Genomic DNA, 24,937 nt, shown 5'->3' on the forward strand with positions numbered 1-24,937 from the left:
TCCTCCCTTACTGTCCGTTTAACCATTTTTTAATTACTTTTGCAGTTCCTTCTACATGTTCTTTCGTAGCATCCTGCACTTGTTCATCTAACGTTGGTTCTTTCGGTTCTTCTGGTTCAGGTTTTGGCTCTGGCACTATTTTTTCTTCAGGAATTTCCAAGATACTTTCATTACTTGCAGCCACTTCCTCTTCTGCTAAGTATTCTTCATATTCCTCTTCTTCTTTCTTTCTCTTACGTCTTGCTAATAAGAACCATACTAGACCACCGATTGCTAATAAGCCAGCTGTAATTCCACCGAATAACCACCAGTTCATACCACTTTTTTCTGGCTCTTTCTCTTTTTCGGCTTTCGGCTGATCGAACTGAACAGTTACAACGTTAACTTGACCATTTATAAAGTTACCGTTCGGATCAGCTTGAAGTCCTGCCGCTGTTCCAATTGCTTCTTTAAAAGTTGTCATATCAATTCTACGTTTTACTAGCGTATCATTATCTACCCATACAACAACATTTGTTTTCGTTAATTCTGGGTGTTTCTTAATTGTTTCAACTGTTTTATCTATTTCATAGTTTTCGATTTTGTTACCATTTTTATTATCATAGACAACTTTACCATTTTGATTATTGTTCGTACCGTAGTTTGGCACTTCACCGTTCGCTGTAATACCAGCACCTTGCTTCGTATCTGCCCCTTCTTGCGCAGTAGAGCTTTCCTCTTGCTCTTGTTTACTACGAAGTACACCTTTATCACCATACTTTTCTGACTGACGTGTAACTTCATCGTAGTTTACAGATACTTTCGTATTCACTTTATATTCATTCGGTTTAAACATCGTCATTAATGTTGCATCAATATCTTGCTTTAATTTACCTTCAAGTTGGTGCTGCATCTCTACTTCTTTCTCGTAAGAAGAGGAACTACTAGAATGTGCTTCATCTGTACCTTTTGAGATAACACCTTTTTTACTATCAATAACACTTACTTCTTCTGCCTTCACACCAGGAACTGCTGCACTAATCATTTGCTGTATACCTGCAACTTGATCAGCTGTTAACAATTGACCACGCTTCACTCCAACCGTAATCGCCGCTGTTCCTTTTGCTTTTTCTTCATCAAAAATTGTCTCTTTTTCAGGCAATGTAATTTGAACATTTGCCGTTTCAACTGTCGCAAAGTTTCTTACAATATCTTGCTCCAATTGCTTCTTCGTACCGACAATTTGCTTCATTTTTTTATCTTGCTCACTTGAACCGAGCGAGCTTTCTAATAAAATTTCCTCACCGCTTTTAGAATTAAACGGTAAGCCCATCCCATTCATTTCTTTTCGAACCCATGGAGCATCATTCTTTTGCACACGAATCGAACCATCGGCCGCTAATTGATAATCGACACCTAACTTCGATAATTCTGCTGTAATCTCTTGTTTATCTGTATCATTTAAATTTTGATATACAACAACATATTTATCTGGCAAGGTGAAGTATAAAAGTGCTCCTGTTACAATCGCTAAAAGCGCAGCACCAATTACTAACTTATGCCACGTTTTTAACGATTGGATAACATTTTTCATCTTTTCCATTTAAACACACCCGTCCACTTTCCTAAATTTGCATATTAATTAGTGACTTATAATTTTCAATAAGATTATCACGTACGAGAGCAGCCGTTTTCATTTGAGACTCAGCTTTCTTTTGCTGAATTAAAACGTCATGTGTTTCTCCTACCCCTTTAGTTAGTAAATCATATACTGCTGTTTGTGCATTGTTTTGCGTTTGATTCATATCTTCCAATAAATCAATAAACTTTTTCCCCTCAACTACAGATGTTTGAGAAGTTTCCGGTGCACCAATTGACTGAATTGCTCCAAATGGTTGTGTATTTAACATTGGTTGAATTTTCATATTACTATCTTCCCCCTTATCCTCGGCCGATTTCTAAATCTTTATCAAGCATTTTTTTATTCGCATTTAATACACTCGTATTCGCTTCATACATTTTTTGAGCAACCATTACATTCGTCATTTCAGCAGTTACATCAATATTGGGATAACGTACATATCCCTCTTCATTTGCGTGCGGATGCGTCGGATCATACACTAAATTTTCCGTTTTATCTGCTTCAATACTTTTTATTTTCACTCCGTTAGTAGGAGCCCCATCTAGCATACTTGCAAAACTATTGTTTGATTCTAGCACTACACTACGACGCTCATATAAATCTGCCCCCGGAGCCGCCGTCGTATTTGCATTTACAATATTGTTAGAAGTAACTTCCATCCACTTTCTCGCTGTCGTTAGCCCTGAGCCACTTGCATTAATTGCCTGAAACATCCGTTGTCTCTCCCTCTACTTTTAACGTCCGCGTGCCGCTTGGTTAATTGCATATTGTGTATTAATTGCGTTAATTGAAATACCGTATAACTGATTTGCTTTCATTAAATCTAGCATTTCTGTCGTTACATCCACACTATTTCCGTCTTTATTCGTTTGCATTGATTTTGTTTGAATCTTTGCATATGTATTTTTCGTATTTACTGTCGGTAAGTGCATTTCATTCGTTTGATATAAATCTGGATTGCTCTTTAAATCAGCCGCATTATTTTTATATAACGCACTACTTTTATTCATCTGCTCAGCAAATGTTACATCTTGTGCTTTATAGCCAGGTGTATTCGCATTTGCAATATTACTAGAAACAGTATTTCGTTTCGTCACTAAATAATTCATATAATGGCTTACATCACTCACTAAATCTGGCATATTCCACACCCTTCCTTTTCTAACGTAATGATCCACTGATAGAAGTTTCACTTCATTATTTATTTTCTTATATACGTTTATTAAAATATTTACTATTATGTACCCTTACATATTTTATTCCATTTTTTCATTGTTGTCTTTAGAAAAATACAAAAATATAAAAAAGAATGCAAAAAAACTGTATACACATAGTAATCTATAGAACATTTCAATAGATAAACTACAAACTAAAGTCCATTTTTCTATTATTTAGATTACTATTATTGTTTCATCACAGTCATAAAATGAAACCTCAATCAGCGGAGTTCTTTATGTAAACGAAGGAATAGACCCCCTTTTAAAAGGGGAATCTGTTTCCAGACATTATTATTAATATTTACCGTAAAATGAATTAGCCTTCATTCGCCCATCATTTGCCATTATCATTTCTTCCAAAATCTTTTGCTTATCTCGAATATGCTGTGCTGCCTTAATAATGAATGGGCTTACTTCTGCTGCAACTTGTGCACGTCTTTCTTCATCTAGTGTCATCATCCAGCGATTTAACATCTCACTCTTCTCAGCAAACTCTTCATCTGACACTTGTAATTCACCGATTTCATTAAAACAACTGACAAACGTTCGATAAATATCATTGTTCATTTTCAAGCGCTCCACGGTATCCATCTATTAAATCTTGTAACACTTGCACAATGGCATCAATGTCTTTTACTTTACGCGTGACTTTCATCGTTTGAATTTGAATGCTAATCCAATCATATAAACCAAATAAACTATCGTATAAATCTTTCGTAATATCAGGATTTAACTGGAGCTTCAACTCTTCAAATATACGTTCTAACTTTTCAAGAAGTTCATCACCATCTTGAAGTTTGAATGTATTTAAAAGTTCTTCCAATTTACGAAACTCAATGATGCATCTTTCATAAATAAATATTGTATTTTTAATTGGATTACTCGTCATAATATCATTTTGCATATAACGTTGCCATGCTTGCATACAATCACTTCCTCAGCTTTCATTAGTCATCACTTTTTGTTTTTGTCATTGCTTGAATTGTCTTCAACTGACTATCAAGCAATGCTAACTGACTTTCTAATTTTGCATATTTATCAATAATTGTTTTTTGTTTTTCCTTATTAACTGTATCAATATCTTGAATTTTTCTCTCTAAATCAGTTACTTGCTTTTCAATACTTTTAGAACGTTTCCCGATAATTCCTTCATCTCCAAATATCCCGTCTAACTTTTTCTCTGTATCATGACCTAGACCATTTAAGCCAAAGAAAAATTGTTTGGTAGATTCCGGATTCTCTTTAAAAGCTGTTTTTAATTTTTCTTCATCAAGAGTCATATTACCTTTTTTATCAATTTGAATTCCAAAAGAAAATAAATACTTATCATCTTGGGAAAATTTAAAAATACCTGTCATTGCATTATTGATAGCAAATGACACATTATTCCCTTGCATTACTCCATCTTCTCCAGCAAATAAATCTAAACTCTTAACAGCCTTATTATACTCGTCTTTCATTTTTTTTATTAAATCTATCGAATTTTTTATATCAGAATCTTCAATAGTTAATTTTATTGGCTCTGTAGTTTCCTTTTCTAAATTGATAGTTAATCCTGGAATTGTATCAATCTTATTTGTTTTACTAGTCCCTTTGATTCCATTTATTGTATACTCAGCATTTATTGCTCCTGTCACTTGATGTGCAACAACATTCGTTCCATCCGTATTTTTTGCAGAAGTAACTAGCCCTATATTTTGTAAAAAACCATTGGCACCATCCGTTAATTTCAGCTCCCCAGCTTCTCCTGCAGTAGTCGATGTGAAAAATAGTTGATCTCCTAATGTATATACTGACGCACCATAATTCCCATTATTTATCTTATTGACAAGATCTTTATACGTCATATCTTTCGAGATTTTAACTTCTTTTCCATTTATCTGAAATACATCATCTACTCCAAGTTTTAAATCTAAACTAAATTTTTGCTCCATACCTTCAGGAGTTTTTGAAGGAGTAAGTGGAGCTGTAGTTATTTGATGTCTTTCAGCTACCCGTTCTACTGTAATCGTGTATGTTCCGGGAATTGTAGCAGTGTCAGCTTGTGCTTTTATAAAACCATCTTTGGATAGAGTGGTTTTCTTTTCATCACCTTTAAATGCGTATAAATCTTTGAACACTTGTACAAGATTTCCAAATTCTTTTTTCATACTTGCATACACATTTTTTTCATTTGTTAATGTTTGTTTTTGTGTAGTATAAGGTGATTTTTTCATTTCCAATGCTTGTAACTCTAAATCTACTAACTTCTTTGTATCTATTATGTTATTTCCTAAATTCCATATTTGTTGTCTGCCACCATAATCAGATATTGTTCCTGCCATATTTTTCACTCCTTATCATTTACATGTAATCTAAAATACTCGTTTTACTCATTGTACTAACAGCTTTTAATGTCGCTTCGTACGTTGCGTTTATATAAGCTAAATCAGAAATTGCGACCGCTAAATCAACATCCTCAATTTCTTTACGGTTTTCTTGAAGTGCTACATTTTGCTCGCTTAAAATTGTTTTAAACGTCTCCATTGTGTTCATTGTTGAACCAACTTCAGTTGTACGGTTAATGATGCCATCTAAGTTTTGCTTATTTCCTTCTAATAACGGTTTTAGTGCTTTTTGGTCACCGTTTTGCATCGCTTCACTCATCTGTTTTAACGTTTTTATAACAGGGGATAATAATGCTTCACCGTTACGGAACGCTTTGAATTCATAACCGTCATTTAGTTTCCAGTTCACATCATTTTTCCCACCCTGGTACGTACCATCTTCTGTAAATGGCAGATTTTCTGCACTATCACCACCGAAAATATAACGACCTTGTTCTTTTGTATTCGCTAAATAGACGACCTGTTTTAAAATTTGATCAATCTCTACACCAATAGCCTGCAATTCTTTTTCACTATTTGTACCATTTAACGCTTGTACTGTTAATTGGTCTGCTCTTGTTAAAGATTTCAAAACACCTTGTAAAGTATTTTCAGTTTGTGTTAATACATTTTTCGAATCCGCTATATCTTTCTGCATTTGCTCCATATTTGCCAATGAATGTTGAATCGCAAATGATTTACTTGCTGCAAGTGGATCTTCACTCATAAGAAGGTTCTTCTTCCCTGAGGTTACTTGATTTCGGTGGTATTGCTGTTGCACATTTAAATCCATCAACTGATTCTTTGCCCAGTTTGCATTTTGAAATGTAGATACTCTCATTTCTATCTCCTCCTTAAATATTTCCAATTACCAACTATACATGACTACTCCTTATCTAATAATCGAAAACAAACTATCAAACACTTCATTCATCGTAGTTATAGCTTTAGAATTCGCCACGAAGTATTTCTGGAAGGCCATTAAATTAACCATTTCTTCTTCCATATTTACGCCCTCGATGCTCATCTTTTCTTGCTGGATACCTTCTAATAAATCCTTATGAATATTTTGATATGCATTTACTGAACTTTTATCAGAGGCTACCCCAACTAAAAATTGATCTAAGGCTTGCTTATATGTAAGTCCATCCTTATAGCCTTTATCTGTAATAGCCGCAAGGTTGTTGGCAGTTTCAGCCGAAATTTTCATTTTTGAAATATCTTTTATAAAATCAGGATTCAATTCAAGTTTCTTCGCATCTTCTCCTACAAAAAGTTCTTTCTTCATAGTATTATTCACTTGTTTTTTTAACGAATTTACAAACTCATTCAGATTATCTTTATAATTTGTAATCTTTGCTTTCGTATCAATTGCCGATAAAATTGTTCCACCACTTAATGGGATATCTGTTCCAGATATTTGTACAGACATTGGCTTTTTATCCTTCTGTAATTGAAGTGGATATGTATCTTGACCATTTACAGTTAAAACACCATTCATCCTAACACTTGCAATATTAGGATTTGTAGCTTCATAAGATACTTCTATATCTGCATACTGAGACATTTCTGTCATAATACGATCACGTTCATCTAATAGTTGATTTGGTACTTGTGTACCAGCTTGTCCAATTTTCTTGTTCGCTTCTGCTAAACTAGCAGCAAGTCGATTAAATTCATTAACATGCGCTTCAATATCTTCTGTCGTCTGTGCTTCCACTGTATCTAAATTTTTCGCTAGACGACTTACTTGACTTGTGAACTTCCCCGTTTCAGCAATTAATGTATCGTAGTAATTTGATTGCTCCGGATTTTTTGCAACTTCACGAAAAGCATTGAAAAACCCATCCATTAAACTAGATAATGAATTTTTACCTGTCGTTCCTACCATAGACTCTACTCGCGACAAAGTAGAATTCATATATGCATAGTAAGAGAACTGTGACATTTGATCATTATATTGCTTTGTCTTCACTTCATCTGTAATACGATCAACACCTAATGTTTGTACACCATACCCTATTCTTTGTTCTGGTGCATACCCTTTACTCCCTCCAGCAGATCCGTAATTCACCATTTGACGCACATAACCCGGTGTATGAATGTTAGACAAGTTTTGTTTCGTTGTTTGTAACCCCATTTGAGCCGCTAACATGCCTGATAGCGGTGTATTATAATCAGATAATCTCATAAAGCTTCACTTCTCCTTTACAATAGTTCGTTCATAAAGATTTGCGAATTATTGTTTCGCTCTAAGTTATATTCAGAAACAGAATCCACAATACTTTCTGTAGTTTTTAATAGTACGTTTAAGTAATATTGATTTTTCAAAAGAATCATTTTTACATTCTCTTCTAATTCAGTTACGTTTTTTTGTAATTCTTCCATTTTTTTAATTTCTTCTTGAGAAAAATACGAAAATAACGCACTTACACGAAACGATTCAACTCCTTGTTCTTTACAGAAATGAACAACCATTTCTTCAAATGAGCTTGATAACCCTTTTAAACCATCAATGTACTGCAATTGCTCTACTTGTAACTTTTGAACTGCATTTACATTTTTACTTTTTAAATTCTCATATATTTGCTCTCCAAGCGCTTGAATATTTTCATACGCTTTTTGAATAATAACGAGTTTTTCATATAATTGTATGTACATATAGCTTCCTTCCTTTTACAAGACTAAATTCACAATTAAACCATGGATTTCTCCAATTTGATTTAACATTTCTAAATGTCCTGTTTTCGTATTAATTAAATTCATAACATCTTCTAATTCATTCAATCCCATTTCTGCCTGTTTCACAATCGTCATTTTCTGTGAATATCCGTAACGTGGGTGACGAGACATGACATCTTTATACTGCAATACATTATCAACGTAAAAATTCAAAAATGATTTTACTGTATTTTTGTATTCCATTACATTATCAAGCGTTAATTCCATTTCAATTTTCTCTTTAATTTCTCCAATATTATCGACAAACGCTTCCATTTGTTCTAGTAATTTATCTTTTTTCGGATCTGCATGCAAATTATCCGAAAATGCAAGTCCTGTCCTGACATTTGCTTCTTTCGGCATTTGAGTAGCAGGCGGTATATGCGATAAAATTGGATTATGCGAGATAGAACGTAGCATATATATCACCTATTTATTTTTTTATTTCTTCCTAAACTTAATCGTAAAATCCAGTTATTTATAATTATACTCTGAACAGTAATATTTTGCAGTTATTTTTTATAAAAGATATGTTACAATTTAGCATGAGGTGGCACAATTCTATGAATATTTTCCTTTGTGGTTCAAATCAATTAACAGCATTAGATCAAGAAGAAATAAAAAAATTTTTAACTGACTATGCTCACAAACATAAAATTTACATATTATGTTATAAATCTATTGAAAATGAGGTTCTTCGTTTTTTCGTTGAGAATGAAAGACTCGCTCAAAATTTATGCCTTTACACGCTGCAACCATTGCAAGCAATAACAGATGAATTTCAAGAAGTCGTTGATTACTTAAAAAAACACGGAGCCGAATATGTTGCTTTCGATCATCCTTCTGACTCCATTTACCGATCAGATTATATGTTTTTTGTTAAACAAATTATTGAAGACACTGATTTAGTTCTCTGTTTTTATAATGGGGACAAACATACATCTGTCATCCCTGTCGATGTTGCAAAAGAAGCAGGTATTGATGCTGTCATTTATGATTTACCAGGATTACATGAAAAGCAAATGAAAAAAAGCTTTGAACAAAAAATTCGTATGATGTAAAGGGGGAGGCACAATATCATTATTGTGCCCATTGTAAATATGATAATTGAACAAGATTATGATCATTTTATCGCGAGTTTTAAACAACAATTCAATATGGATATCGCTTCTTATAAACAAGATAGAATGCGCCGTAGAATCGATGCTTTCATTTCGAGAAAAGGCTTCGAAAACTACACTAATTTTTTAAACAAATTACGCGCTGATCAAAATTTATTTTTAAATTTTATTGACTATATTACAATTAACGTTTCAGAGTTTTTTAGAAATAAAGAACGCTGGCAAACTTTAGAGTCGAAAGCACTACCAAAATTACTCGAACAAAATAGCGGAAAATTAAAGGTATGGAGTGCCGCTTGCGCTGCTGGTGAAGAACCGTATACACTCTCTTTAATTTTATCAAAGCATCTAGCTCCATTTCGTTTTGAAATTCAAGCAACAGATCTTGATTTTCATATTTTAGAAACCGCAAAACGCGGTCAATATACAGAACGTTCTCTGAAGGAATTACCTAATGATTTGAAAGAACGTCATTTCACAAAAGAGAATGATATATATTCATTGCATCAAAACATTAAACAAAACGTTACGTTCAAACAGCACGACCTTTTAATGCAGTCGTTCGATACAAATTATGATTTGATTATTTGTCGTAACGTAATGATTTATTTTACAGAAGAAGCAAGAGTAAAACTTTATGAAAAATTTAGTCGTTCTTTACGAAAAGGCGGTGTACTATTTGTTGGTAGTACGGAACAAATTTTAACACCCGAACGTTACAATCTTCAGCGATTTGATACATTCTTCTACGAAAAAATATAAAAAAGGTCGTCACAATGGAGTGACGACCTTTTTACATAACTCGAATTAAAATAATACCGACAATCCATATAAAGAGAAAAAGAAACGTCATAGACCATTTATGTTCTTGCACCGTATGTTTCAACGCCTGTGACAATTGTGTCATGTTCATTTCCGCAAGCGCTCTCCATACACTTACATCCCGATCTTTAGCAATGCGGTCTGTAACGCTAATTAAAATTGTTTCGTTAGACAATTTCGTTATATAAGCAGTAATAACCGTTACCATCAAATTTATATTTCCTTCTGAAGAATCACTTTCCACTCTAGAGATAAGTGCACTCACATCTAATAACGGAATATGTACTTTTCTACCAAATGATAGTTGTACTTCAGCGAAATCATACGTTCCATCTAACAAAGGAAGTTCTTTTATATGCGCCTGCTTAACAAGCCCTTGTAGGCTTCTAATTACTTGTTCAAATATTTTTTCTGTTTGCTTACCTTCTCCGGATAACGTATGTAACTTTTTAAAAAGTTGTAACACTGTATCCATCTCTTTAGAAAGCATTTCCTTCATAATCTTTCCATCACTTAAACTTGCAAGTAAAATACCTATTTCATTATTTTTCGAAATAATTTTAGACTGTCCAGTAAACACTAAATTGCTACGCTTTCGTTCTTTCTGGATTTCATGCTCCGAAATAGCTGCAGGCTGTTTTAATGGTTGTAACGCCTTATCTTCAATTGTCGTACGTTTAATCTCCATTTAAGCGCCTCCACTACTATGAAATAATTAGCCCCATTCTTTATTACTCTTTAAAACTAAAAACAGTACGAATAAACCTGACATGATGGTAAACACATCAGAAGCTTGCACTCCCTGTTCACCTTTTTCTTCTTTCTTTTCTTTCGGTTCTTCTTTTTGTTCTTTCTTTTTAGAGGCAACTTGTTTGTTATTTTTCTCTTTTCGGTCCTTCGCCTGATGTACTTCCTTGTTGTCTTCGAACGGCTCTTTTATAACGTAAGTAAATTCCTCTTTCTCTTTCAACGGTTCTTTTATAAACTTATTTACTATCTCATCTTGCTTCGGAATTTGAACAACTGGCAAATTTTCTTCTGGAAGCGGGTTTTTGACTTTCGAATCTCCTTGCTTCTCATTTTCTTTCTTATCTTCTAATTCATTTTCTAGTTTATTATCTAATTTTTCTTCTTTCTCTTTCTCTTCTATCTTTTTATCATCTTCGTTTTTTGGCGCCAAAACAGAAATGGTATATTCACTTTCCTCAACAAGTTTATTACCTGCTGCATCTATTATCTCTACAAGTAATTCATATGGCCCAGCCGGCAATGCTTCTGTTATTTCAAATACTTTTTGCCAATCCATATCATGCTTGTTGTAGTCTAATAAAAAGGAAAGCTCTTTATTTTCTTTCCCTTTTAATGTAACGCGCACTTCTTTTACAACCGATTCTATATCTGACGCTTTTACTCGTATTTGTATAGAATCTCCCTGTTTTCGTTCAACTAAGTTCTCTTTTACTTCATCAATAGTAACTTTCTGTAACTTTGGCAATTCTTTATCTATAGTTGGCGTTTCATTTTTAATACGAATGAGCGGGACTTTCACTTCATTTTTTATGAGCTCTTCTTTCTCATTCTCTTTGTAACTTTGAACGAGCTGAAGATTCCAATCACCTTGCAAATCAAAATCCCCTGCTTTATAGTTAGCAACCCAGCTCTTCGTTTCTTCATCATACTCAAAAGATAACATTCTTTCTTGCGCATATTGCTCGCCATTTTTTTGTAACTGCAATATACCTTTCATACTTTGAATGTTTTTCCCATTTGGTTCTACAGCAATTCGCACCTCTTCGCCAACTTTAAGCTCCGGCTTATTTACTGTAATAATTCCCTGTTCTGTTTCTATCTTTCTTTCACTCAATTGTTTATTTGCTACTTCTTGTTGTTCTGCTTCTTGTTGTTCTGCTTCTTTTTGTTTCTCTTCATCTTGTTTCGTTTCCACTTGCTCTGGCGGTTCTTGAGATTCCTTATTTTCTTCTTGTACATTCACTTCATTTATTTTTTGATCTGGCTCAATTTGTTCCTCAGCCTGACTTTGCAAGGGGAAGAACAAGCACACATGTATGCATAGCCAACTCATTAGAAAAAACTTTACGTTTTTCATCTACTAGTTCAAACTCCTATTTCAATGCCTTATAGTGATTTCGTCACTTTTACTCCGAAAAATCCATCTACATTTACAAGTTCACCATACGCCACTAATACATCATTTACATAAATACGAATTGGTTCATCAATATCCTCATCTAGTACAACTGCTTCATTTTCTTGTAAACTTAATATATCTTGAATCGTTTTCACTGTACTTCCAAATACAAATTTCACGTTCATTTCTACATTTTGTAGAATGGACGTGTCCATATATACTGGTTCCATTTGTTTTACTTCTTTAAATTCAATAGGTTGCACAACTGGTTCTACAATTTTTTCTTCCTCAATTTCTTCTGTGGCAATCTCTTCTTCCACCATTGGATACAGAAGTCGCCTTACCATTTCTTTCGCTTCAGAAATTGGCAAAATTTGATACATTTTCGATTGAAGCAGATCACCAATTTCAAGATTGAACGTAATTTGAACGAGTTCGTCCACTTCCATTGACTCTCCCAAATACTCCATTTCTTCTTTTAACGTTACAAATTTAACATTTGGCGGCGTCATGTCCATTTTTTCTTGGAACATTTCTGACATCGCCGTAGCAGCGTGACCCATCATTTGGTTCATAATTTCTTTAATACCGCTCAGTTCTAATTCAGTAAGCTCTTTTTCCGGATCAACTTCTCCTGTTCCCATCATCATTAAATCTACCATTGTTAAGGCGACATCTTTCGTAAATACGAATACATTCTCATTCTTTAGCCCTTCAACAAAGTCAACATTTAAAATAACAAATGGCACTGGTACTCCATCATAATGACGAACATTGATTGCTTCCACATTTGGTGTACTAATTGTAACTGGCTGATTTAAAAGCGTTGACAATACTGTTGAAGCGGAACCAATTGAAATATTTGCAATTTCACCAAGCACATCTTTCTCTTCTTGTGTTAAATGCTCTTTTTCAACTTCTTCTACAATCTCAGTTTCCACTACTTCTGCTGGCTCGTCTTTTTCTTCTACTCCACCAGATAATTGCATTAATTTATTTACCATTTGTTTCGCATGCTCAACTGAAACAATTTGTACAAGTTTAGAGTTTACAAGATTATCTATCTTTAAATCAAACGACACTTTAACAATCGTATGATTCCCATCGATTTCAGAGATTTTCTCCATTTCTTCTGATAACTTTACAACATTAATCGTCGGCGGAGACATATCTACTGTATCTTGGAAGAATTCCGACATAGATGTAGCTGCGAATCCCATCATTTGATTCATCGCTTCTTGTACAGCACTTAGTTCTAATTCACCAAGTTCTTTTCCATCCTCCACTTCACCTGTTCCCATCATCATTAAATCAGCGATGGACAATGCAACATCTTGTTTAAGAACAAGAAGGTTTTCCATATCTAATCCTTTTGTAAAATGAATGTTTAATACAACATGTGGAACTTCGACATCTCTTGAATCATATAAATCTACCAACTCTATGCGAGGAGCAGTAATGCTTACTTGCCTATTTAAAATCGTTGATAATACAGTCGAAGCTGAACCAAATGATATATTTGCAATTTCGCCAAGAATATCGCATTCTTGAGGCGTTAAATGCTCATTTTCTTTTTCTAGCACAATCGTGCTCGTATCCCCTTTTGTGTGTTGCTCAGGCATTTTCCCTGCCTCCTCATTTCTGTTTTTCTATCAAATAATATAAACTCTCATTTGATTTTAGCAAACTTATTATATAAAACGTTAATATGTATGTATTCCCATTATTAGATTAGTAACGATTAGCCAAAAAGCTCCCCAATTGTATACAAGTGGGGAGCTTTCCTTCATTCCTATTATAAACCTTCTGGGTTTAAAATGAGGACCACTCGTCCATCACCGAGAATCGTCGCACCAGAGAAATAGTTAGAACTCTCTGCAAAGAAGTCACCTAATGACTTTAAGACTATTTCTCTTTGACCGATAATTGTGTTTACAATAAGTCCATAGCTGCGATGTGTATTACGAACAATTAACACAGGAACCATTTGACCATCATATGACGCAAACGCCTCATCTACTGTTTTTTCACCAAATACAGTACTTAAATGTTTCACTTCAATAATTTGATTACGATAATTTAACACATCTTTTCCTTGTAAGGATTGGATGTCTTCCCTCTTAATTCGAATTGCTTCAACGATATTTCCAAGAGGTAAAGCATAACGCTTATCATTCGTTTGAACAAGCATAGATTGAATAATAGACAACGTTAACGGAAGTTCAATTCTAAATGTACTTCCCTTTCCTTCCTCAGAATCAATAATTAAATGTCCACCTAAACTATGAATCGTATGTTTTACAACATCTAATCCGACACCGCGTCCAGAAAGATCTGATACAACTTCAGCTGTACTAAATCCTGGTTGGAAAATAAGATCAAACACTTCACGATCTGTTAATCTATTCGCATCTGCTTCAGTTACAACGCCATTTTTAATCGCTTTTTCTAATACTTTCCCTTTATTAATACCGTTTCCATCATCCGTAATTTGAATAACGACATGATTTCCACTATGAAAGGCTTCTAATTTAATAGTACCTGTCTCATTTTTACCTGCATCACGTCGTTTTTCAACAGTTTCAACACCGTGATCGATTGCATTTCGAATTAAATGAACGAGCGGATCACCAATTTCATCAATAACAATTTTATCTACTTCAGTATCTTCACCTGTAATTTGTAAATCGATTTTTTTCCCTAAATCTTTCGCTAACATACGTACCATACGTGGGAAACGATTGAACACAGTTTCAATCGGCACCATACGCATATTTAATAGTACGTTTTGAATATCTTTTGAAATATCGCCTAATCGATTTAAATGTTCAATTAACTCCTTGTTTTGAATCGTTTGAGCCAATTCATCAATGCGCCCACGTTCAATTACACTTTCTTCAAACATATTCATTAATCTTTCGATTTTCTCTAATTGAACACGAATTGAACGATTCTCCACTTTAGCATTTTTCGTTTTTGTAGTACTTTTAGCTGGTATAGCACTTTTAGGTTGATTCGTTGCCACTATCGGTGATTCTACCTGCGTAGCCACAGCTGGTTGTAGCGTTCCTTCTACTTGCACAACTTCTTGTGTAACGAATTTTTTAGAAGCTACTTCCCTCGATATAGGTTCTCCTTGCTTTACTTCCACTTTCTCAATTTCAGAAACATGAAGTACTACTTGTTTCAATTCTTCTATACTACAATCAGTATCCATAAATACTGTAAATTCAAATCCGAAAGCATCTGCTTCAATTTCTTCAATACTCGGAGCTGTTTTTTGTATATTCCCTACATTCTGCAATGCTTCAATACACATAATGGCACGTACTGCTTTTAAAATTGCTTGCTGTTCAACTGTTATATGCACTTCATGCGAAACTGCATCATCGTTGTCTATATGATTTTGCTCTATATGTTCCGTAGGAGTTTCTACATTGCCGTTCAATAATGCTTCTAATTTCTGTTTAGTTGAGACTACATCAATATTGCCCATTCCACCTTGTTGCACATCTGCAACCATCTTCTCCAAATTATCAATGCACTCAAAAATCACATCAATAATATCCGCATTTACAACTATATTTCCATGACGAATTTCATCTAACACATTTTCCATCTTATGCGTTAAATCAGCCATCTCTGTAAATTCCATACTCGCAGACATACCTTTGAATGTATGAGCGGAGCGGAATATTTCTCCTACAACATCCATATCAGCAGGATTTTGCTCTAACACTAGCACATTTTCATTTAGCGACTGTAAATGTTCTTCTGACTCTTCGAAAAATATATTTAATAGATCTGTTTGCATTTTTATCCCCTACCTGTCTAACAAACATTTCATTTATGTATAACAATTTAGTGTTTTATAATGAGAAAAAAGGGGGCCACACGTCGATCCGCTATCACTGTTTTGATTCCTTGTGGCACCCCTTCTATATTAACTATTTGCTACTTTTGTTAAAGCTTCAATTACACGATCCGCTTGGAATGGCTTTACAATAAAGTCTTTTGCCCCGCCCTTAATTGCATCTAATACCATACCTTGTTGTCCCATTGCAGAACAAATAACAACCTTTGCACTTGAATCAATTTTAATAATTTCTTTTAATGCTTCAAGCCCGTCCATTTCTGGCATAGTAATATCTAATGTTACAATATCAGGTTGAAGTTCTTTATACTTTTGAATTGCTTCTACCCCATTCTCTGCTTCGCCGATAACTTCAAATTCAGCATTACTTTTTAATAAGTTTTTAATCATCGTTCGCATAAACATCGCATCGTCTACTACTAAAATTTTATGTGCCATTCTTTTTAATTCTCTCCTTCTATGTATAAATATATCTTAATATTTCACCTTATCATTCTCACTCATTATACAAAATAAAATGATAAAATTTAATATTTTTTTAAAAGAATTTTCGTATTTTTATTATTTTATTATTAAAATAATAATATACTACTCTTTTATATAAATAACAACGCGACGGTTTTTTTCCCAGTTTTGCGGTGAATCATTTGGTACAACTGGCTTTGTGTCTGCATATCCTACCGCAGCTAGCCTTTTATCATCCACATTATACACTTCAATTAAATGGTGAATCATATTTGCCGCTCGTGCTGAAGATAACTCCCAATTAGAAGGGAATTTCTCGTTATGAATAGGTCTACTATCTGTATGTCCCTCTACAACAATTGGGTTAGGTACGGATTGAAAAAATCCAACTAATTGACTTATTATCCCTTTCGCTTCAGGCTTAACGTTCGCATCGCCTGTATCAAATATTAAATTATCTACTATAACGACGCTTACCCCTGTATCCTCTCGATATACATTCACTTGGCTAATACCGTTATTATCTACATACGATTTTAACTTCTTATATAATTCGTCCATTCTCTTTTTTGAGATCATTTTTTCATCATTTTTTTCATGTGAAATATCCGGTATTGTATTTTCCATTACTTTTGCATCTACTTGCCCCGTATCACTAAACTTTTCAAGCATCTTTGACAATTTTACTGCATCTTGCTTTGATGTAGCAACTAGTAATACAAAGAAAGTTAATAATAACATCGTTAAATCTGTAAAAGTCGTCATCCAACGAGGCGATCCCTTTTGCGGTCCTTTACTCATCATACCACTCCTTGAAATATTAGGCTGCTCCTTTTACCTTTTTTACCTTTGTTTCGTATACGTATGTATCCAGTTTCAACTTTAATTTAGAAGGGATTTGTCCACGATACAATTCTGAAATTGCTTCTATTACAAACTTCTTCTCTGTATATAAATCTTCAATACCACGATATACTTTTTCCGAAAGAGGGATTGCAATCATATTCGCAAGTACAGACCCATATAATGTCGTTAACATCGCAACTGCCATCCCTGTACCAATTTGCGATGTATCTTGTAAGTTTTGGAGCATAATGATAAGACCGATTAACGTACCAATCATTCCCCAAGCTGGAGCAAAATCACCAATTTTATCTAATAATGCTGCTCCTTTTCTTAACTCATACACTTCCGTTTCAATATCTCTCAATAACACTTCTTTTAATTCATCTTCATCGTAACCGCTTAACATTAATCGAATTCCTTTTTGAATAAAAGGATTGTCTACTTGCTCTCCATCAACCTCTAAAGAAAGCAAGCCATTCTTTTTAGACTTTTTCGAAAAATCAACAAACAAATCCGTTAACTGTTCTAAATCTTCTTCTCTTCTATGTAAAACAGTGAAAATACTTTTCGTATATTTTTTTATTTCTCCAAATCGATATGCCACAACAATTGTCGCTGTCGTTCCCCCTATGACAATTAAAATAGATGAAATATCTAAAAAGTTTTTGAAAGCTTTTATTCCACCGCCACCAAGCATAATCGCCGCTATCACTATGATGAAACCTACTATGATGCCCACTGGGCTAGAAATATCAAACTTCCTTTTTCTTCTTTGTGGTCTAGCTAATACTTGATTTTTTCCTCCCATATTTCTGCCCTTTCCTTTCCATTTTCATATAACATTTTTTTATTTTAATAATACGTTTTCACATATAACATGTATTATACGCTTATCATCTGTTTATCGCAATATACTCATGAAATTGACACATTTCATTTCTATATTAGAATTATGGTATAAAAACATGAGGAGGCTCACGATGGAACACAACATTTTACAAGTCATTGCATTAGCAGAAAAATTAAAATATGAAATGCGACACAGCTGGCTTTCCAACGGACGTCAAGAAAGTGTTGCCGAGCATACATGGCGTATGTCTCTAATGGCCATTTTAGTTGAACCTTATTTGGATCAAAAAGTAAATATTGAGAAATTACTTAAGATGGTTATTATTCACGACCTAGTCGAAGCCGAAGCTGGTGATATCCCTGCTTTTGATACAATGAATAGTCACGAATTACAACTACAAAAACAAAAAAATGAACTAGAAGCTATTTTAAATATTAAACAAACATTAACAGGTTCTCTCGGCGAAGAATTATATGACTTATGGATGGAGTTTGAAGCGAAAGAAACGTACGAAGCAAAAGTTGCTAATGCACTCGATAAACTTGAGGTGAAAATCCAGCATAACGAAGCTGATATTGATACGTGGCTACCAATTGAACATAAAATGACATTCCAAGTAGCAAAGCATACAAACTTTGATTCTTTCCTATCTAAATTACAAAAAATTATTGAACAAAATGGAGAAAAGAAGTTAATCGCTGCCGGCATTGATGTTGAGGCATGCAAGCAATAATGAAATAAGACACTCAACACGAGTGTCTTATTTCATTATTGTTGATACAGCCTGCTTATAAATAAGCTGTTGTTTTCCATCCACTAAAATTAAAACTGTAAATTTATCTACTCCAACAACTTCTCCTACTATTCTAACGCCACTCTTTAAGAAAATTGTAACTGTACCTTTTTCTTCTTTTATTTGTTTATACAATTCTTCCTGTAAATGTTCCAATTACTGTCCTCTCCTTTCGCGAAACATCTTAATATAAAAAACTATAAATTTTTTATTTATGCACTTTGTCTTTTACATTCATAAACTTATTAATTAGTATATCTAAATCTCGGCTAAATAACAAAACTTTATCATGATCCAATCCGTGTCTCGCAACAAGTTGAATTAACTCTTTCTTTTTGTTTTCTATTTTATTTTGTAATTGTCCCATCTCCATCTCTATACTAAAACTCCCTTTTCCCATAATATTACTTGTAAAATTATAGTACATATTCTCTCATAAAAAAATAAAAAAATGGTTTTTTTTACAATTTTTTATTTTTCTATGCCTAAATTACGAATCATGTAAAGATTTATTTACAAATCACTAACATACAATCCTAATGAATCTACAGGCATTTGTCTAATTATAAATGAGACTGGCTCGTTTTCTATACAAAAAACATACTGTATATAGTAGTCCATGAACCATATAGATTAACTTACTAAAAAGGAGGAAAACATATGAGTTATGGTGGAAGTTGCGCTGGTTTCGGCGGTGGATTTGCTTTGCTTATCGTACTATTCATCCTTCTAATCATCATCGGATGTAGCTGTTGGGGTGGCGGCGGATACGGATATTAATATATCCTATCCTTGACAAATGAACTAAAAACTATAGAAAAACAGCTCATATTTGAGCTGTTTTTTTCATACTTTCGTATGAATTTATATCCCTCTTATTTGCGATTTCAACTAACAAAATATCGTTTAATATGGAATAAGAAACATTTTACTAAGGAGGATTACAATGATTAAAGGTCTTTACGAAGCCCATTTACCTGTCCATAGCTTAAAAGTATCTATTCCTTTTTACGAATCACTAGGCCTAACATTATATAAAAGAGGAGACAATATTGCTTTCTTTTGGATTACAGAAAATAAAAGTTGGCTCGGCCTTTGGGAAGGATCAGAATACAAAGTTCATTATCACCCCTCTTTACGACATATCGCCTTTCAAGTTAGCTTACATGATTTAGAAAATGCGATATATTGGCTAAATCAAAAAGGAATTTCAGCACGAAAAGACTTTGGGATGGAGCCAATTGAACCGATTGTTTTTCCAGAATTAGCACACGCCTCCGTATACTTTAACGATCCTGATGGAAATAGTTTAGAGTTGATCGCACAATTACCTGTTGGACTTCCTACAGAGGAAAAAGTGTATTTAAGCGAATGGAAAAAACAAGTTCAAGCATCATCATTACATAAGGATTAATCTATTTATGTCAGTTTCTTATTCCACACTTCTTAAAACAAATAAAAACTTCAATAAACTATTTTATGGGCAAACATTCAGTGTGCTTGGGGATTGGTTTCATACGGTAGCTTTATTAACATTTGTCTACAGCATAACGGAATCGCCGTTTATGATCGCACTTACTTTTATAAGTAAAGGGTTACCAGCGCTTCTTCTTAGTCCTTTCATTGGCGGAGTTGTAGATCGTTTTTCTAAAAAAAATATTATGTTTTTCACCGATATTACACGGGGAATTCTAGTCCTTACATACTTACTCGCAGGCTATAAAATTGAGATTATTTTCATTGCTAATATATGTTTATCTGTACTTTCTTGTTTATTTGAGCCGGCTAAACAAGCAACCTTAAAAAATATCGTACACCAAAACCATTTCGTAACTGCTAACTCTCTTTCTAGTACAATTACTGGTTTTATGTCTATTATAGGTGCTTCTTTGGGCGGGATACTTGCACAATCTTTACATATTGAGTTCGCTTTTTTAGTAAATAGCCTATCATACTTTATTTCAGCTTATTTTATTTATAACATGAGTATTCCTGCTCATGATACTTGTAACAAGCACAAAGCATTTTTCACTGATATAAAAGGTGGTTATACATACATATTACAAACAAAAATCATTTTAACATTAATTCTTGTCGGCATTTCATGGGGCATTATTGGCGGCGCTTATCAACTACTTCTAACGATCTATGCCGAGAGAATTTTCCACACTAACATTGGAATTTTATATACAGTTCAAGGCACTGGGCTTATGATTGGAAGCCTCCTCGTTAATCTTTATATGTCTTATAATAAAGAAAAAATGAAAAAAGTATTCGGTTGGGCCTACTTATTACAAGGAATTTTCTTTCTCGGATTCATTCTATCCGATCAACTTATTATCGGTATCATTACTTTATTCTGTATGCGCATAGCAGGAGGAATCATCGTTCCACTTGATACGACATTACTTCAAACTTACACACACGAAAATATGATGGGTAAAGTTTTTTCATTCCATTATTCCATTTACGGATCTCTTATTCAGTTATCGATGTTTTTTACAGGAGGGCTGTTAGAAATTCTTTCTCCTCAAATGATTGGCAGTTTATTAGCTATATGTTGTATTTTTGTAAGTTTTATATGGCTGTTCTTGTTTTATCGCGGGGATCTCAGTGAATAATTTAATGATAATCAATAAATTTTGATCCCATTCATTATTTGTTTCCCCATAATAAAATTGTTTAAAAATGTAAGTCGGATTTTTTAGTTAAAGAGCCTTATATGGCAACACTATTTGAGAAAAAACTAGATATTTATGTTAAAATATAAACAAGTTTGTGAAATATTGCACTTAAATAATAGACTTTAACTAGTTAAACTGAATTAAATAGGAGGGCTGTTTTGGGTATCACATTCATTTTCGTATGTATTATATTAGTGGCTTCTATTCTGCAAGCAAGTACAGGTTTTGGCTTTTCCATAATGGCAACCCCTTTCTTACTTATGTTATTTCTACCACAAGAAGCTATACAAATAAACATTATTTTATCTTTAATTATCTCCATTTCACTCATTTGGAAAATAAGAATGGACGTTGATTTTGTTCTACTGAAAAGGTTTATTTTTGGGAGTATAGTTGGTGTTCCTTTTGGCATTTTAATCTTCATTTCCGTTAACATAAACATTTTTAAATTAGCAGTTAGCATCCTACTCTTACTATTAACATTATTGCTAATATGCAACGTTAAGGTTAGATCAACACAATCTAGAGATTTCATAGTTGGCGGATTATCTGGTCTTTTAACGACCAGTATCGGTATGCCATGTCCTCCCCTATTACTTTATTTTACAGGAACTAATACTGAAAAAAAGAAGTTAAGAGCAACTACATTAGCTTTTTATCTGTTTATATATTTCATTAGTCTAGTAACCCAAATACTCTTTACTGGCACAAACAAAACCATTTGGGAATCAAGTTTTTATGCCATTCCAATTGTCTTTTTAGGTTTGTTTATAGGACAAATTATTTTTAAATCGATTAATCAACGGATTTTCAAAATATTTACGTACATTCTTTTAAGTTGTACAGGGGGGTATCTTCTTATTGAAAGTTTGAACTTGTTATAGAAGGTGCTTTAAATCGTACAATAACAGATATGTTCAAACGAAATTATTGCTCTATTTTCCGGCGGGGTATTCCATATCAAAACTTAAATGACCTTATTGGCAGTTTACAATTAGCAATCATCGTTCTTTCATAAGACCAATATTTCAAATCAAAATACTAAATAAAGTGGAACTTTAATCAGTGGGGGTTTTGTTCATCCCCACCTAACTTCTTTGCTTCCCCTGAATTTTGAGATGGGGTTCTTACTGCCCGGAAAATAGCGTGATAAAACGATAAAAAGCGGCTATTATGCCGCTTTTTACATTAAATATTTTATAAAACAAAGACCTGCACTTACTATCACAAATATATTAAAAAATAAGAAAAACCCTTTTTCAAAATCTGTATACTTTTCTACCTTTACTCCGCGCTTTTTTAACTCCATAACTATCATTGCAACTTCACGTGCATACTTAATACTTCCAAATTGTATATGAGTGTTATTATATTTAATCTCAAAGACATTTTTCATTTTTTTATGTTGCGAAATGGATTGTATATCCTCTATTGGCATGCTATGTTCATGTGTCTTTTTAAAATAACAATCTAATCCTTTCATAATCACTCTTTTATTTGTTAAAACGAGATAATAATAGAAAGTAGCTCCTACGTAATATATATTTGGTATGACTTTATTATTTGTCATATACCCTTCGTCTACTAACAGTTCCTTCTTAATTTCTTCATCAACTTGTAATTCACTTCGAATTGACTCTTCTAACATTTGTAAAGTTAATTTTTTTAGTAACTCTCCATTTCTTACATAATACTTATCTATATTGATAGACTCATTTGCTTCTTTCTCTAAACGTGTAATTTCTTCCTCTGAATATTGGAGCTCATTTAACATCGATAATAATCTTTTATCCATATTACACACTCCCTTTCCACAGTTTTTGAAGTTTTTTCTTCCCACGAGAAATTCGATTGTATATATAATCCGCCGTTACTTTTAATTCTTTCGCAATATCGTCAATGGAATATCCATCAATATACCTCTTTAAAAAAATATATCGATCTTTCTTATTTAAATCTTGAACTATTTCCATAATCTCTTCTTCTTGTTCTATTTCGTACCTATCATGTACACCTGTATCTATTTCTACGTCTTTATCGATTTTATTCTCTTTATATACTTTCTTTTTATATTCCAATGCCTTCAATTTAGTAATACCAATCATCCAAGATTTTAAGTTTCCCTTTTCTGTATCAAATTGATCGATATTAAACCAAATGACAGTAAATACATCGTTATAACAATCATCCACATATTGTTTTTCAATAGGGGTACTTAATGATTTATGAATAATGTACAAAATTAATTTTCCATATTGATCAATCACTTCTTTCAAAGCATCTTGATCATGTTTTTTCATAGCTATAATTAAATCCTCTTCAGAATTGAAAATCATAAGCCTCTTCCTTCCTCAGTTCCCCTTTAGCAGCTGCTTTTACTTACTATTGGCATTTTATTCTCATTTTCTATCACTTTTGTAAAAAATTATTAATTTTTATTTCTATGTATATGATAACAAACAAAATACCTAAGATCAGAAAGAATAGACAACTTTCTGGCCTTAGGTATTTCTCCTTCAAAAAAAGGCAAACCCGCATCACAGGTTTGCCTCTTTACTCACTTCTTATTTAATCCTTTTTCACTTAAAAACTCTTTCATATGCATTCTTTTTTCTTTAGACATAAACGAACTCATTGATTCCGTCCATGTTACGCTTTTCTTGTTTGATGATCTTTCTTTGTAATACGAGTTCATCGTTTCATCATATTCATTTAATAATTCATCATATTTCTTTTCATCATATCCATTTTCATGAAGAACTGCTGCTACTGGTAAACGTGGTTTAACTCCATGTTCTTCATCTGGTACACCGACTGTCATTCCGAATACAGGGTATACTTTATCCGGTAAATGAAGCAATTCGCTCACTTCTCTCGGATTATTACGAATTCCACCAATATAGCAAATTCCGTATCCTAATGACTCTGCTGCTAACGCTAAGTTTTGCGCAAAAAGTGAAGCATCTACCGTCGCAACGATAAAGTCTTCCACTCCTTCATGCTTTATTTCTGTACCATGTTTTTCACATGCCATTTCAAGTCGTTTTAAATCTGCACAACAAACAAAAAATGCTGCGCAGTCTTTCACATGGCGATTTCCGGATAGCTCTGCTAGTTTAGCCTTTAGGTCTTGATCTGTTACATATATAACAGAATACGCCTGTACAAAATGTGATGAAGCCGCATGTTGCGCAGCGTGCACCATCTTTTCTACTACATCTTTCGGAATTGCTTCTTCTTTATATTTACGAACTGAAACGTGTTGCTCTATCTTATGTATTATCTCATTCATGAAAATCACTCCTTTTTCTCTTCATAATGAAAAATTAACACATCTTTTTTAATATTCACAACTTATAAGCACAAAAAGAGCAATTCTTTTTTGAAGTGACCCCTAAAAGTTAGACA

Annotated in this window: 30 protein-coding genes; 7 read left to right on the forward strand and 23 right to left on the reverse strand. The window is 33.4% G+C overall.

Annotated elements, in window-relative coordinates; all coding sequences use genetic code 11:
* Positions 1 to 7: 7 nt before the first annotated feature.
* From RT27_RS29890 to RT27_RS29940, 11 genes are all read right to left on the reverse strand, one after another.
* The gene (locus RT27_RS29890) at positions 8 to 1,582 is read right to left on the reverse strand and encodes a flagellar M-ring protein FliF C-terminal domain-containing protein (protein ID WP_030024830.1); all 1,575 of its coding nucleotides are present in this window, start codon (positions 1,580 to 1,582) and stop codon (positions 8 to 10) included.
* Positions 1,583 to 1,604: 22 nt separating this feature from the next.
* Complete coding sequence (gene fliE / locus RT27_RS29895) at positions 1,605 to 1,904, reverse strand: flagellar hook-basal body complex protein FliE (RefSeq protein WP_043938776.1); 300 nt, start codon at positions 1,902 to 1,904, stop codon at positions 1,605 to 1,607.
* A gap of 16 nt (positions 1,905 to 1,920) precedes the next feature.
* Positions 1,921 to 2,334, reverse strand: a complete 414-nt coding sequence (flgC, locus tag RT27_RS29900; RefSeq protein WP_000484680.1) for a flagellar basal body rod protein FlgC — start codon at positions 2,332 to 2,334, stop codon at positions 1,921 to 1,923.
* A 21-nt stretch (positions 2,335 to 2,355) separates the two neighbouring features.
* A complete protein-coding gene (gene flgB, locus RT27_RS29905) occupies positions 2,356 to 2,763 on the reverse strand; it encodes a flagellar basal body rod protein FlgB (RefSeq protein ID WP_001113108.1) in 408 nt (135 codons plus the stop codon).
* A gap of 369 nt (positions 2,764 to 3,132) precedes the next feature.
* Positions 3,133 to 3,405 (reverse strand): hypothetical protein, encoded by a 273-nt coding sequence (locus RT27_RS29910; RefSeq protein WP_001058084.1) that lies wholly within the window; start codon positions 3,403 to 3,405, stop codon positions 3,133 to 3,135.
* On the reverse strand, positions 3,395 to 3,763 hold the full coding sequence (locus RT27_RS29915; RefSeq protein ID WP_043938778.1) for a flagellar protein FliS: 369 nt from the start codon (positions 3,761 to 3,763) through the stop codon (positions 3,395 to 3,397). Before RT27_RS29915 ends, RT27_RS29910 begins: the two co-directional genes overlap by 11 nt.
* A gap of 22 nt (positions 3,764 to 3,785) precedes the next feature.
* Positions 3,786 to 5,162: a flagellar hook-associated protein 2 gene (locus RT27_RS29920; protein ID WP_000929217.1), complete on the reverse strand. Its 1,377-nt coding sequence runs from the start codon at positions 5,160 to 5,162 to the stop codon at positions 3,786 to 3,788.
* 19 nt (positions 5,163 to 5,181) lie between these two features.
* On the reverse strand, positions 5,182 to 6,045 hold the full coding sequence (locus RT27_RS29925) for a flagellar hook-associated protein 3 (RefSeq protein ID WP_001266409.1): 864 nt from the start codon (positions 6,043 to 6,045) through the stop codon (positions 5,182 to 5,184).
* A 51-nt stretch (positions 6,046 to 6,096) separates the two neighbouring features.
* Positions 6,097 to 7,395 (reverse strand): flagellar hook-associated protein FlgK, encoded by a 1,299-nt coding sequence (flgK, locus tag RT27_RS29930; protein WP_001239702.1) that lies wholly within the window; start codon positions 7,393 to 7,395, stop codon positions 6,097 to 6,099.
* A 17-nt stretch (positions 7,396 to 7,412) separates the two neighbouring features.
* The gene (locus tag RT27_RS29935; RefSeq protein ID WP_043938780.1) at positions 7,413 to 7,865 is read right to left on the reverse strand and encodes a hypothetical protein; all 453 of its coding nucleotides are present in this window, start codon (positions 7,863 to 7,865) and stop codon (positions 7,413 to 7,415) included.
* Positions 7,866 to 7,880: 15 nt separating this feature from the next.
* Positions 7,881 to 8,345: a YaaR family protein gene (locus RT27_RS29940; protein WP_000946323.1), complete on the reverse strand. Its 465-nt coding sequence runs from the start codon at positions 8,343 to 8,345 to the stop codon at positions 7,881 to 7,883.
* Positions 8,346 to 8,488: 143 nt separating this feature from the next.
* On the opposite strand from RT27_RS29940, the gene RT27_RS29945 reads away from it, so the two are divergent.
* Both RT27_RS29945 and cheR read left to right on the forward strand, forming a co-directional pair.
* Complete coding sequence (locus tag RT27_RS29945) at positions 8,489 to 8,986, forward strand: flagellar motor switch protein FliG (RefSeq protein WP_001020110.1); 498 nt, start codon at positions 8,489 to 8,491, stop codon at positions 8,984 to 8,986.
* A 39-nt stretch (positions 8,987 to 9,025) separates the two neighbouring features.
* Positions 9,026 to 9,808: a protein-glutamate O-methyltransferase CheR gene (gene cheR / locus RT27_RS29950; protein ID WP_000582875.1), complete on the forward strand. Its 783-nt coding sequence runs from the start codon at positions 9,026 to 9,028 to the stop codon at positions 9,806 to 9,808.
* A gap of 31 nt (positions 9,809 to 9,839) precedes the next feature.
* Here the strand turns inward: cheR and RT27_RS29955 are convergent, their stop codons facing one another.
* The 7 genes from RT27_RS29955 to RT27_RS29985 form a co-directional block, all read right to left on the reverse strand.
* Entirely contained in the window at positions 9,840 to 10,556 is a 717-nt protein-coding gene (locus RT27_RS29955; protein ID WP_016082186.1) for a hypothetical protein, read from the reverse strand.
* Positions 10,557 to 10,583: 27 nt separating this feature from the next.
* Positions 10,584 to 11,975, reverse strand: a complete 1,392-nt coding sequence (locus RT27_RS29960; protein ID WP_043938782.1) for a hypothetical protein — start codon at positions 11,973 to 11,975, stop codon at positions 10,584 to 10,586.
* Between the two features lie 29 nt (positions 11,976 to 12,004).
* Entirely contained in the window at positions 12,005 to 13,639 is a 1,635-nt protein-coding gene (locus RT27_RS29965) for a flagellar motor switch protein (RefSeq protein ID WP_043938784.1), read from the reverse strand.
* Positions 13,640 to 13,812: 173 nt separating this feature from the next.
* Entirely contained in the window at positions 13,813 to 15,831 is a 2,019-nt protein-coding gene (locus RT27_RS29970; protein ID WP_016082189.1) for a chemotaxis protein CheA, read from the reverse strand.
* A 129-nt stretch (positions 15,832 to 15,960) separates the two neighbouring features.
* A complete protein-coding gene (locus tag RT27_RS29975; protein WP_000940568.1) occupies positions 15,961 to 16,329 on the reverse strand; it encodes a response regulator in 369 nt (122 codons plus the stop codon).
* A 150-nt stretch (positions 16,330 to 16,479) separates the two neighbouring features.
* Positions 16,480 to 17,157, reverse strand: coding sequence for an OmpA family protein (locus RT27_RS29980; protein ID WP_016082190.1), 678 nt, complete (start codon positions 17,155 to 17,157; stop codon positions 16,480 to 16,482).
* Positions 17,158 to 17,176: 19 nt separating this feature from the next.
* Positions 17,177 to 18,010 carry a flagellar motor protein MotP gene (locus RT27_RS29985; RefSeq protein ID WP_043938787.1) on the reverse strand — a complete coding sequence of 278 codons (834 nt, stop codon included), beginning with the start codon at positions 18,008 to 18,010 and terminating at the stop codon, positions 17,177 to 17,179.
* A gap of 172 nt (positions 18,011 to 18,182) precedes the next feature.
* Here RT27_RS29985 and RT27_RS29990 point away from each other — a divergent pair, with 172 nt between their 5' ends.
* Positions 18,183 to 18,785, forward strand: a complete 603-nt coding sequence (locus RT27_RS29990; protein ID WP_016082192.1) for an HD domain-containing protein — start codon at positions 18,183 to 18,185, stop codon at positions 18,783 to 18,785.
* 27 nt (positions 18,786 to 18,812) lie between these two features.
* Here the strand turns inward: RT27_RS29990 and hfq are convergent, their stop codons facing one another.
* Positions 18,813 to 19,001, reverse strand: a complete 189-nt coding sequence (gene hfq, locus RT27_RS29995) for an RNA chaperone Hfq (RefSeq protein WP_016082193.1) — start codon at positions 18,999 to 19,001, stop codon at positions 18,813 to 18,815.
* Positions 19,002 to 19,053: 52 nt separating this feature from the next.
* The gene (locus RT27_RS30000; protein WP_016082194.1) at positions 19,054 to 19,272 is read right to left on the reverse strand and encodes an aspartyl-phosphate phosphatase Spo0E family protein; all 219 of its coding nucleotides are present in this window, start codon (positions 19,270 to 19,272) and stop codon (positions 19,054 to 19,056) included.
* 233 nt (positions 19,273 to 19,505) lie between these two features.
* Between RT27_RS30000 and RT27_RS32555 the strand changes: the two genes are divergently transcribed.
* From RT27_RS32555 to RT27_RS30015, 4 genes are all read left to right on the forward strand, one after another.
* The gene (locus tag RT27_RS32555) at positions 19,506 to 19,625 is read left to right on the forward strand and encodes a YjcZ family sporulation protein (RefSeq protein ID WP_000120179.1); all 120 of its coding nucleotides are present in this window, start codon (positions 19,506 to 19,508) and stop codon (positions 19,623 to 19,625) included.
* Between the two features lie 166 nt (positions 19,626 to 19,791).
* Positions 19,792 to 20,259: a VOC family protein gene (locus RT27_RS30005; protein ID WP_016082195.1), complete on the forward strand. Its 468-nt coding sequence runs from the start codon at positions 19,792 to 19,794 to the stop codon at positions 20,257 to 20,259.
* A gap of 7 nt (positions 20,260 to 20,266) precedes the next feature.
* On the forward strand, positions 20,267 to 21,466 hold the full coding sequence (locus RT27_RS30010) for an MFS transporter (protein WP_043938789.1): 1,200 nt from the start codon (positions 20,267 to 20,269) through the stop codon (positions 21,464 to 21,466).
* A gap of 221 nt (positions 21,467 to 21,687) precedes the next feature.
* Positions 21,688 to 22,413 carry a sulfite exporter TauE/SafE family protein gene (locus tag RT27_RS30015; RefSeq protein WP_043938791.1) on the forward strand — a complete coding sequence of 242 codons (726 nt, stop codon included), beginning with the start codon at positions 21,688 to 21,690 and terminating at the stop codon, positions 22,411 to 22,413.
* 299 nt (positions 22,414 to 22,712) lie between these two features.
* Here RT27_RS30015 and RT27_RS30020 read toward each other — a convergent pair whose 3' ends face one another.
* From RT27_RS30020 to nfsA, 3 genes are all read right to left on the reverse strand, one after another.
* Positions 22,713 to 23,324, reverse strand: a complete 612-nt coding sequence (locus RT27_RS30020; protein ID WP_016082198.1) for a PH domain-containing protein — start codon at positions 23,322 to 23,324, stop codon at positions 22,713 to 22,715.
* A 1-nt stretch (position 23,325) separates the two neighbouring features.
* Positions 23,326 to 23,865, reverse strand: coding sequence for a sigma-70 family RNA polymerase sigma factor (locus RT27_RS30025; RefSeq protein WP_016082199.1), 540 nt, complete (start codon positions 23,863 to 23,865; stop codon positions 23,326 to 23,328).
* A gap of 221 nt (positions 23,866 to 24,086) precedes the next feature.
* On the reverse strand, positions 24,087 to 24,821 hold the full coding sequence (gene nfsA / locus RT27_RS30030; protein WP_016082200.1) for an oxygen-insensitive NADPH nitroreductase: 735 nt from the start codon (positions 24,819 to 24,821) through the stop codon (positions 24,087 to 24,089).
* Positions 24,822 to 24,937: the final 116 nt, after the last annotated feature.

The sequence above is a fragment of the Bacillus sp. L_1B0_5 genome, from assembly GCF_000836715.1.
Lineage (GTDB): Bacteria > Bacillota > Bacilli > Bacillales > Bacillaceae_G > Bacillus_A > Bacillus_A thuringiensis_S.

What these genes read in the sequence shown, in the direction of transcription:
- RT27_RS29945 (WP_001020110.1), top strand. Translation starts at nt 8,489, where the DNA reads ATGAATATTTTCCTTTGTGGTTCAAATCAATTAACAGCATTAGATCAA.
- RT27_RS30020 (WP_016082198.1), bottom strand. Translation starts at nt 23,324, where the DNA reads ATGGATAAAAGATTATTATCGATGTTAAATGAGCTCCAATATTCAGAG.
- RT27_RS29970 (WP_016082189.1), bottom strand. Translation starts at nt 15,831, where the DNA reads ATGCAAACAGATCTATTAAATATATTTTTCGAAGAGTCAGAAGAACAT.
- RT27_RS29975 (WP_000940568.1), bottom strand. Translation starts at nt 16,329, where the DNA reads ATGGCACATAAAATTTTAGTAGTAGACGATGCGATGTTTATGCGAACG.
- RT27_RS29925 (WP_001266409.1), bottom strand. Translation starts at nt 6,045, where the DNA reads ATGAGAGTATCTACATTTCAAAATGCAAACTGGGCAAAGAATCAGTTG.
- RT27_RS30010 (WP_043938789.1), top strand. Translation starts at nt 20,267, where the DNA reads ATGTCAGTTTCTTATTCCACACTTCTTAAAACAAATAAAAACTTCAAT.
- RT27_RS29990 (WP_016082192.1), top strand. Translation starts at nt 18,183, where the DNA reads ATGGAACACAACATTTTACAAGTCATTGCATTAGCAGAAAAATTAAAA.
- RT27_RS29915 (WP_043938778.1), bottom strand. Translation starts at nt 3,763, where the DNA reads ATGCAAGCATGGCAACGTTATATGCAAAATGATATTATGACGAGTAAT.
- RT27_RS29935 (WP_043938780.1), bottom strand. Translation starts at nt 7,865, where the DNA reads ATGTACATACAATTATATGAAAAACTCGTTATTATTCAAAAAGCGTAT.
- RT27_RS29890 (WP_030024830.1), bottom strand. Translation starts at nt 1,582, where the DNA reads ATGGAAAAGATGAAAAATGTTATCCAATCGTTAAAAACGTGGCATAAG.
- RT27_RS29910 (WP_001058084.1), bottom strand. Translation starts at nt 3,405, where the DNA reads ATGAACAATGATATTTATCGAACGTTTGTCAGTTGTTTTAATGAAATC.
- RT27_RS29940 (WP_000946323.1), bottom strand. Translation starts at nt 8,345, where the DNA reads ATGCTACGTTCTATCTCGCATAATCCAATTTTATCGCATATACCGCCT.
- cheR (WP_000582875.1), top strand. Translation starts at nt 9,026, where the DNA reads ATGATAATTGAACAAGATTATGATCATTTTATCGCGAGTTTTAAACAA.
- RT27_RS29985 (WP_043938787.1), bottom strand. Translation starts at nt 18,010, where the DNA reads ATGGGAGGAAAAAATCAAGTATTAGCTAGACCACAAAGAAGAAAAAGG.
- flgB (WP_001113108.1), bottom strand. Translation starts at nt 2,763, where the DNA reads ATGCCAGATTTAGTGAGTGATGTAAGCCATTATATGAATTATTTAGTG.
- RT27_RS32555 (WP_000120179.1), top strand. Translation starts at nt 19,506, where the DNA reads ATGAGTTATGGTGGAAGTTGCGCTGGTTTCGGCGGTGGATTTGCTTTG.
- RT27_RS29965 (WP_043938784.1), bottom strand. Translation starts at nt 13,639, where the DNA reads ATGCCTGAGCAACACACAAAAGGGGATACGAGCACGATTGTGCTAGAA.
- fliE (WP_043938776.1), bottom strand. Translation starts at nt 1,904, where the DNA reads ATGAAAATTCAACCAATGTTAAATACACAACCATTTGGAGCAATTCAG.
- RT27_RS30005 (WP_016082195.1), top strand. Translation starts at nt 19,792, where the DNA reads ATGATTAAAGGTCTTTACGAAGCCCATTTACCTGTCCATAGCTTAAAA.
- RT27_RS29980 (WP_016082190.1), bottom strand. Translation starts at nt 17,157, where the DNA reads ATGAGTAAAGGACCGCAAAAGGGATCGCCTCGTTGGATGACGACTTTT.
- flgC (WP_000484680.1), bottom strand. Translation starts at nt 2,334, where the DNA reads ATGTTTCAGGCAATTAATGCAAGTGGCTCAGGGCTAACGACAGCGAGA.
- RT27_RS30000 (WP_016082194.1), bottom strand. Translation starts at nt 19,272, where the DNA reads ATGTACTATAATTTTACAAGTAATATTATGGGAAAAGGGAGTTTTAGT.
- RT27_RS29960 (WP_043938782.1), bottom strand. Translation starts at nt 11,975, where the DNA reads ATGAAAAACGTAAAGTTTTTTCTAATGAGTTGGCTATGCATACATGTG.
- nfsA (WP_016082200.1), bottom strand. Translation starts at nt 24,821, where the DNA reads ATGAATGAGATAATACATAAGATAGAGCAACACGTTTCAGTTCGTAAA.
- flgK (WP_001239702.1), bottom strand. Translation starts at nt 7,395, where the DNA reads ATGAGATTATCTGATTATAATACACCGCTATCAGGCATGTTAGCGGCT.
- RT27_RS29955 (WP_016082186.1), bottom strand. Translation starts at nt 10,556, where the DNA reads ATGGAGATTAAACGTACGACAATTGAAGATAAGGCGTTACAACCATTA.
- RT27_RS30025 (WP_016082199.1), bottom strand. Translation starts at nt 23,865, where the DNA reads ATGATTTTCAATTCTGAAGAGGATTTAATTATAGCTATGAAAAAACAT.
- RT27_RS29920 (WP_000929217.1), bottom strand. Translation starts at nt 5,162, where the DNA reads ATGGCAGGAACAATATCTGATTATGGTGGCAGACAACAAATATGGAAT.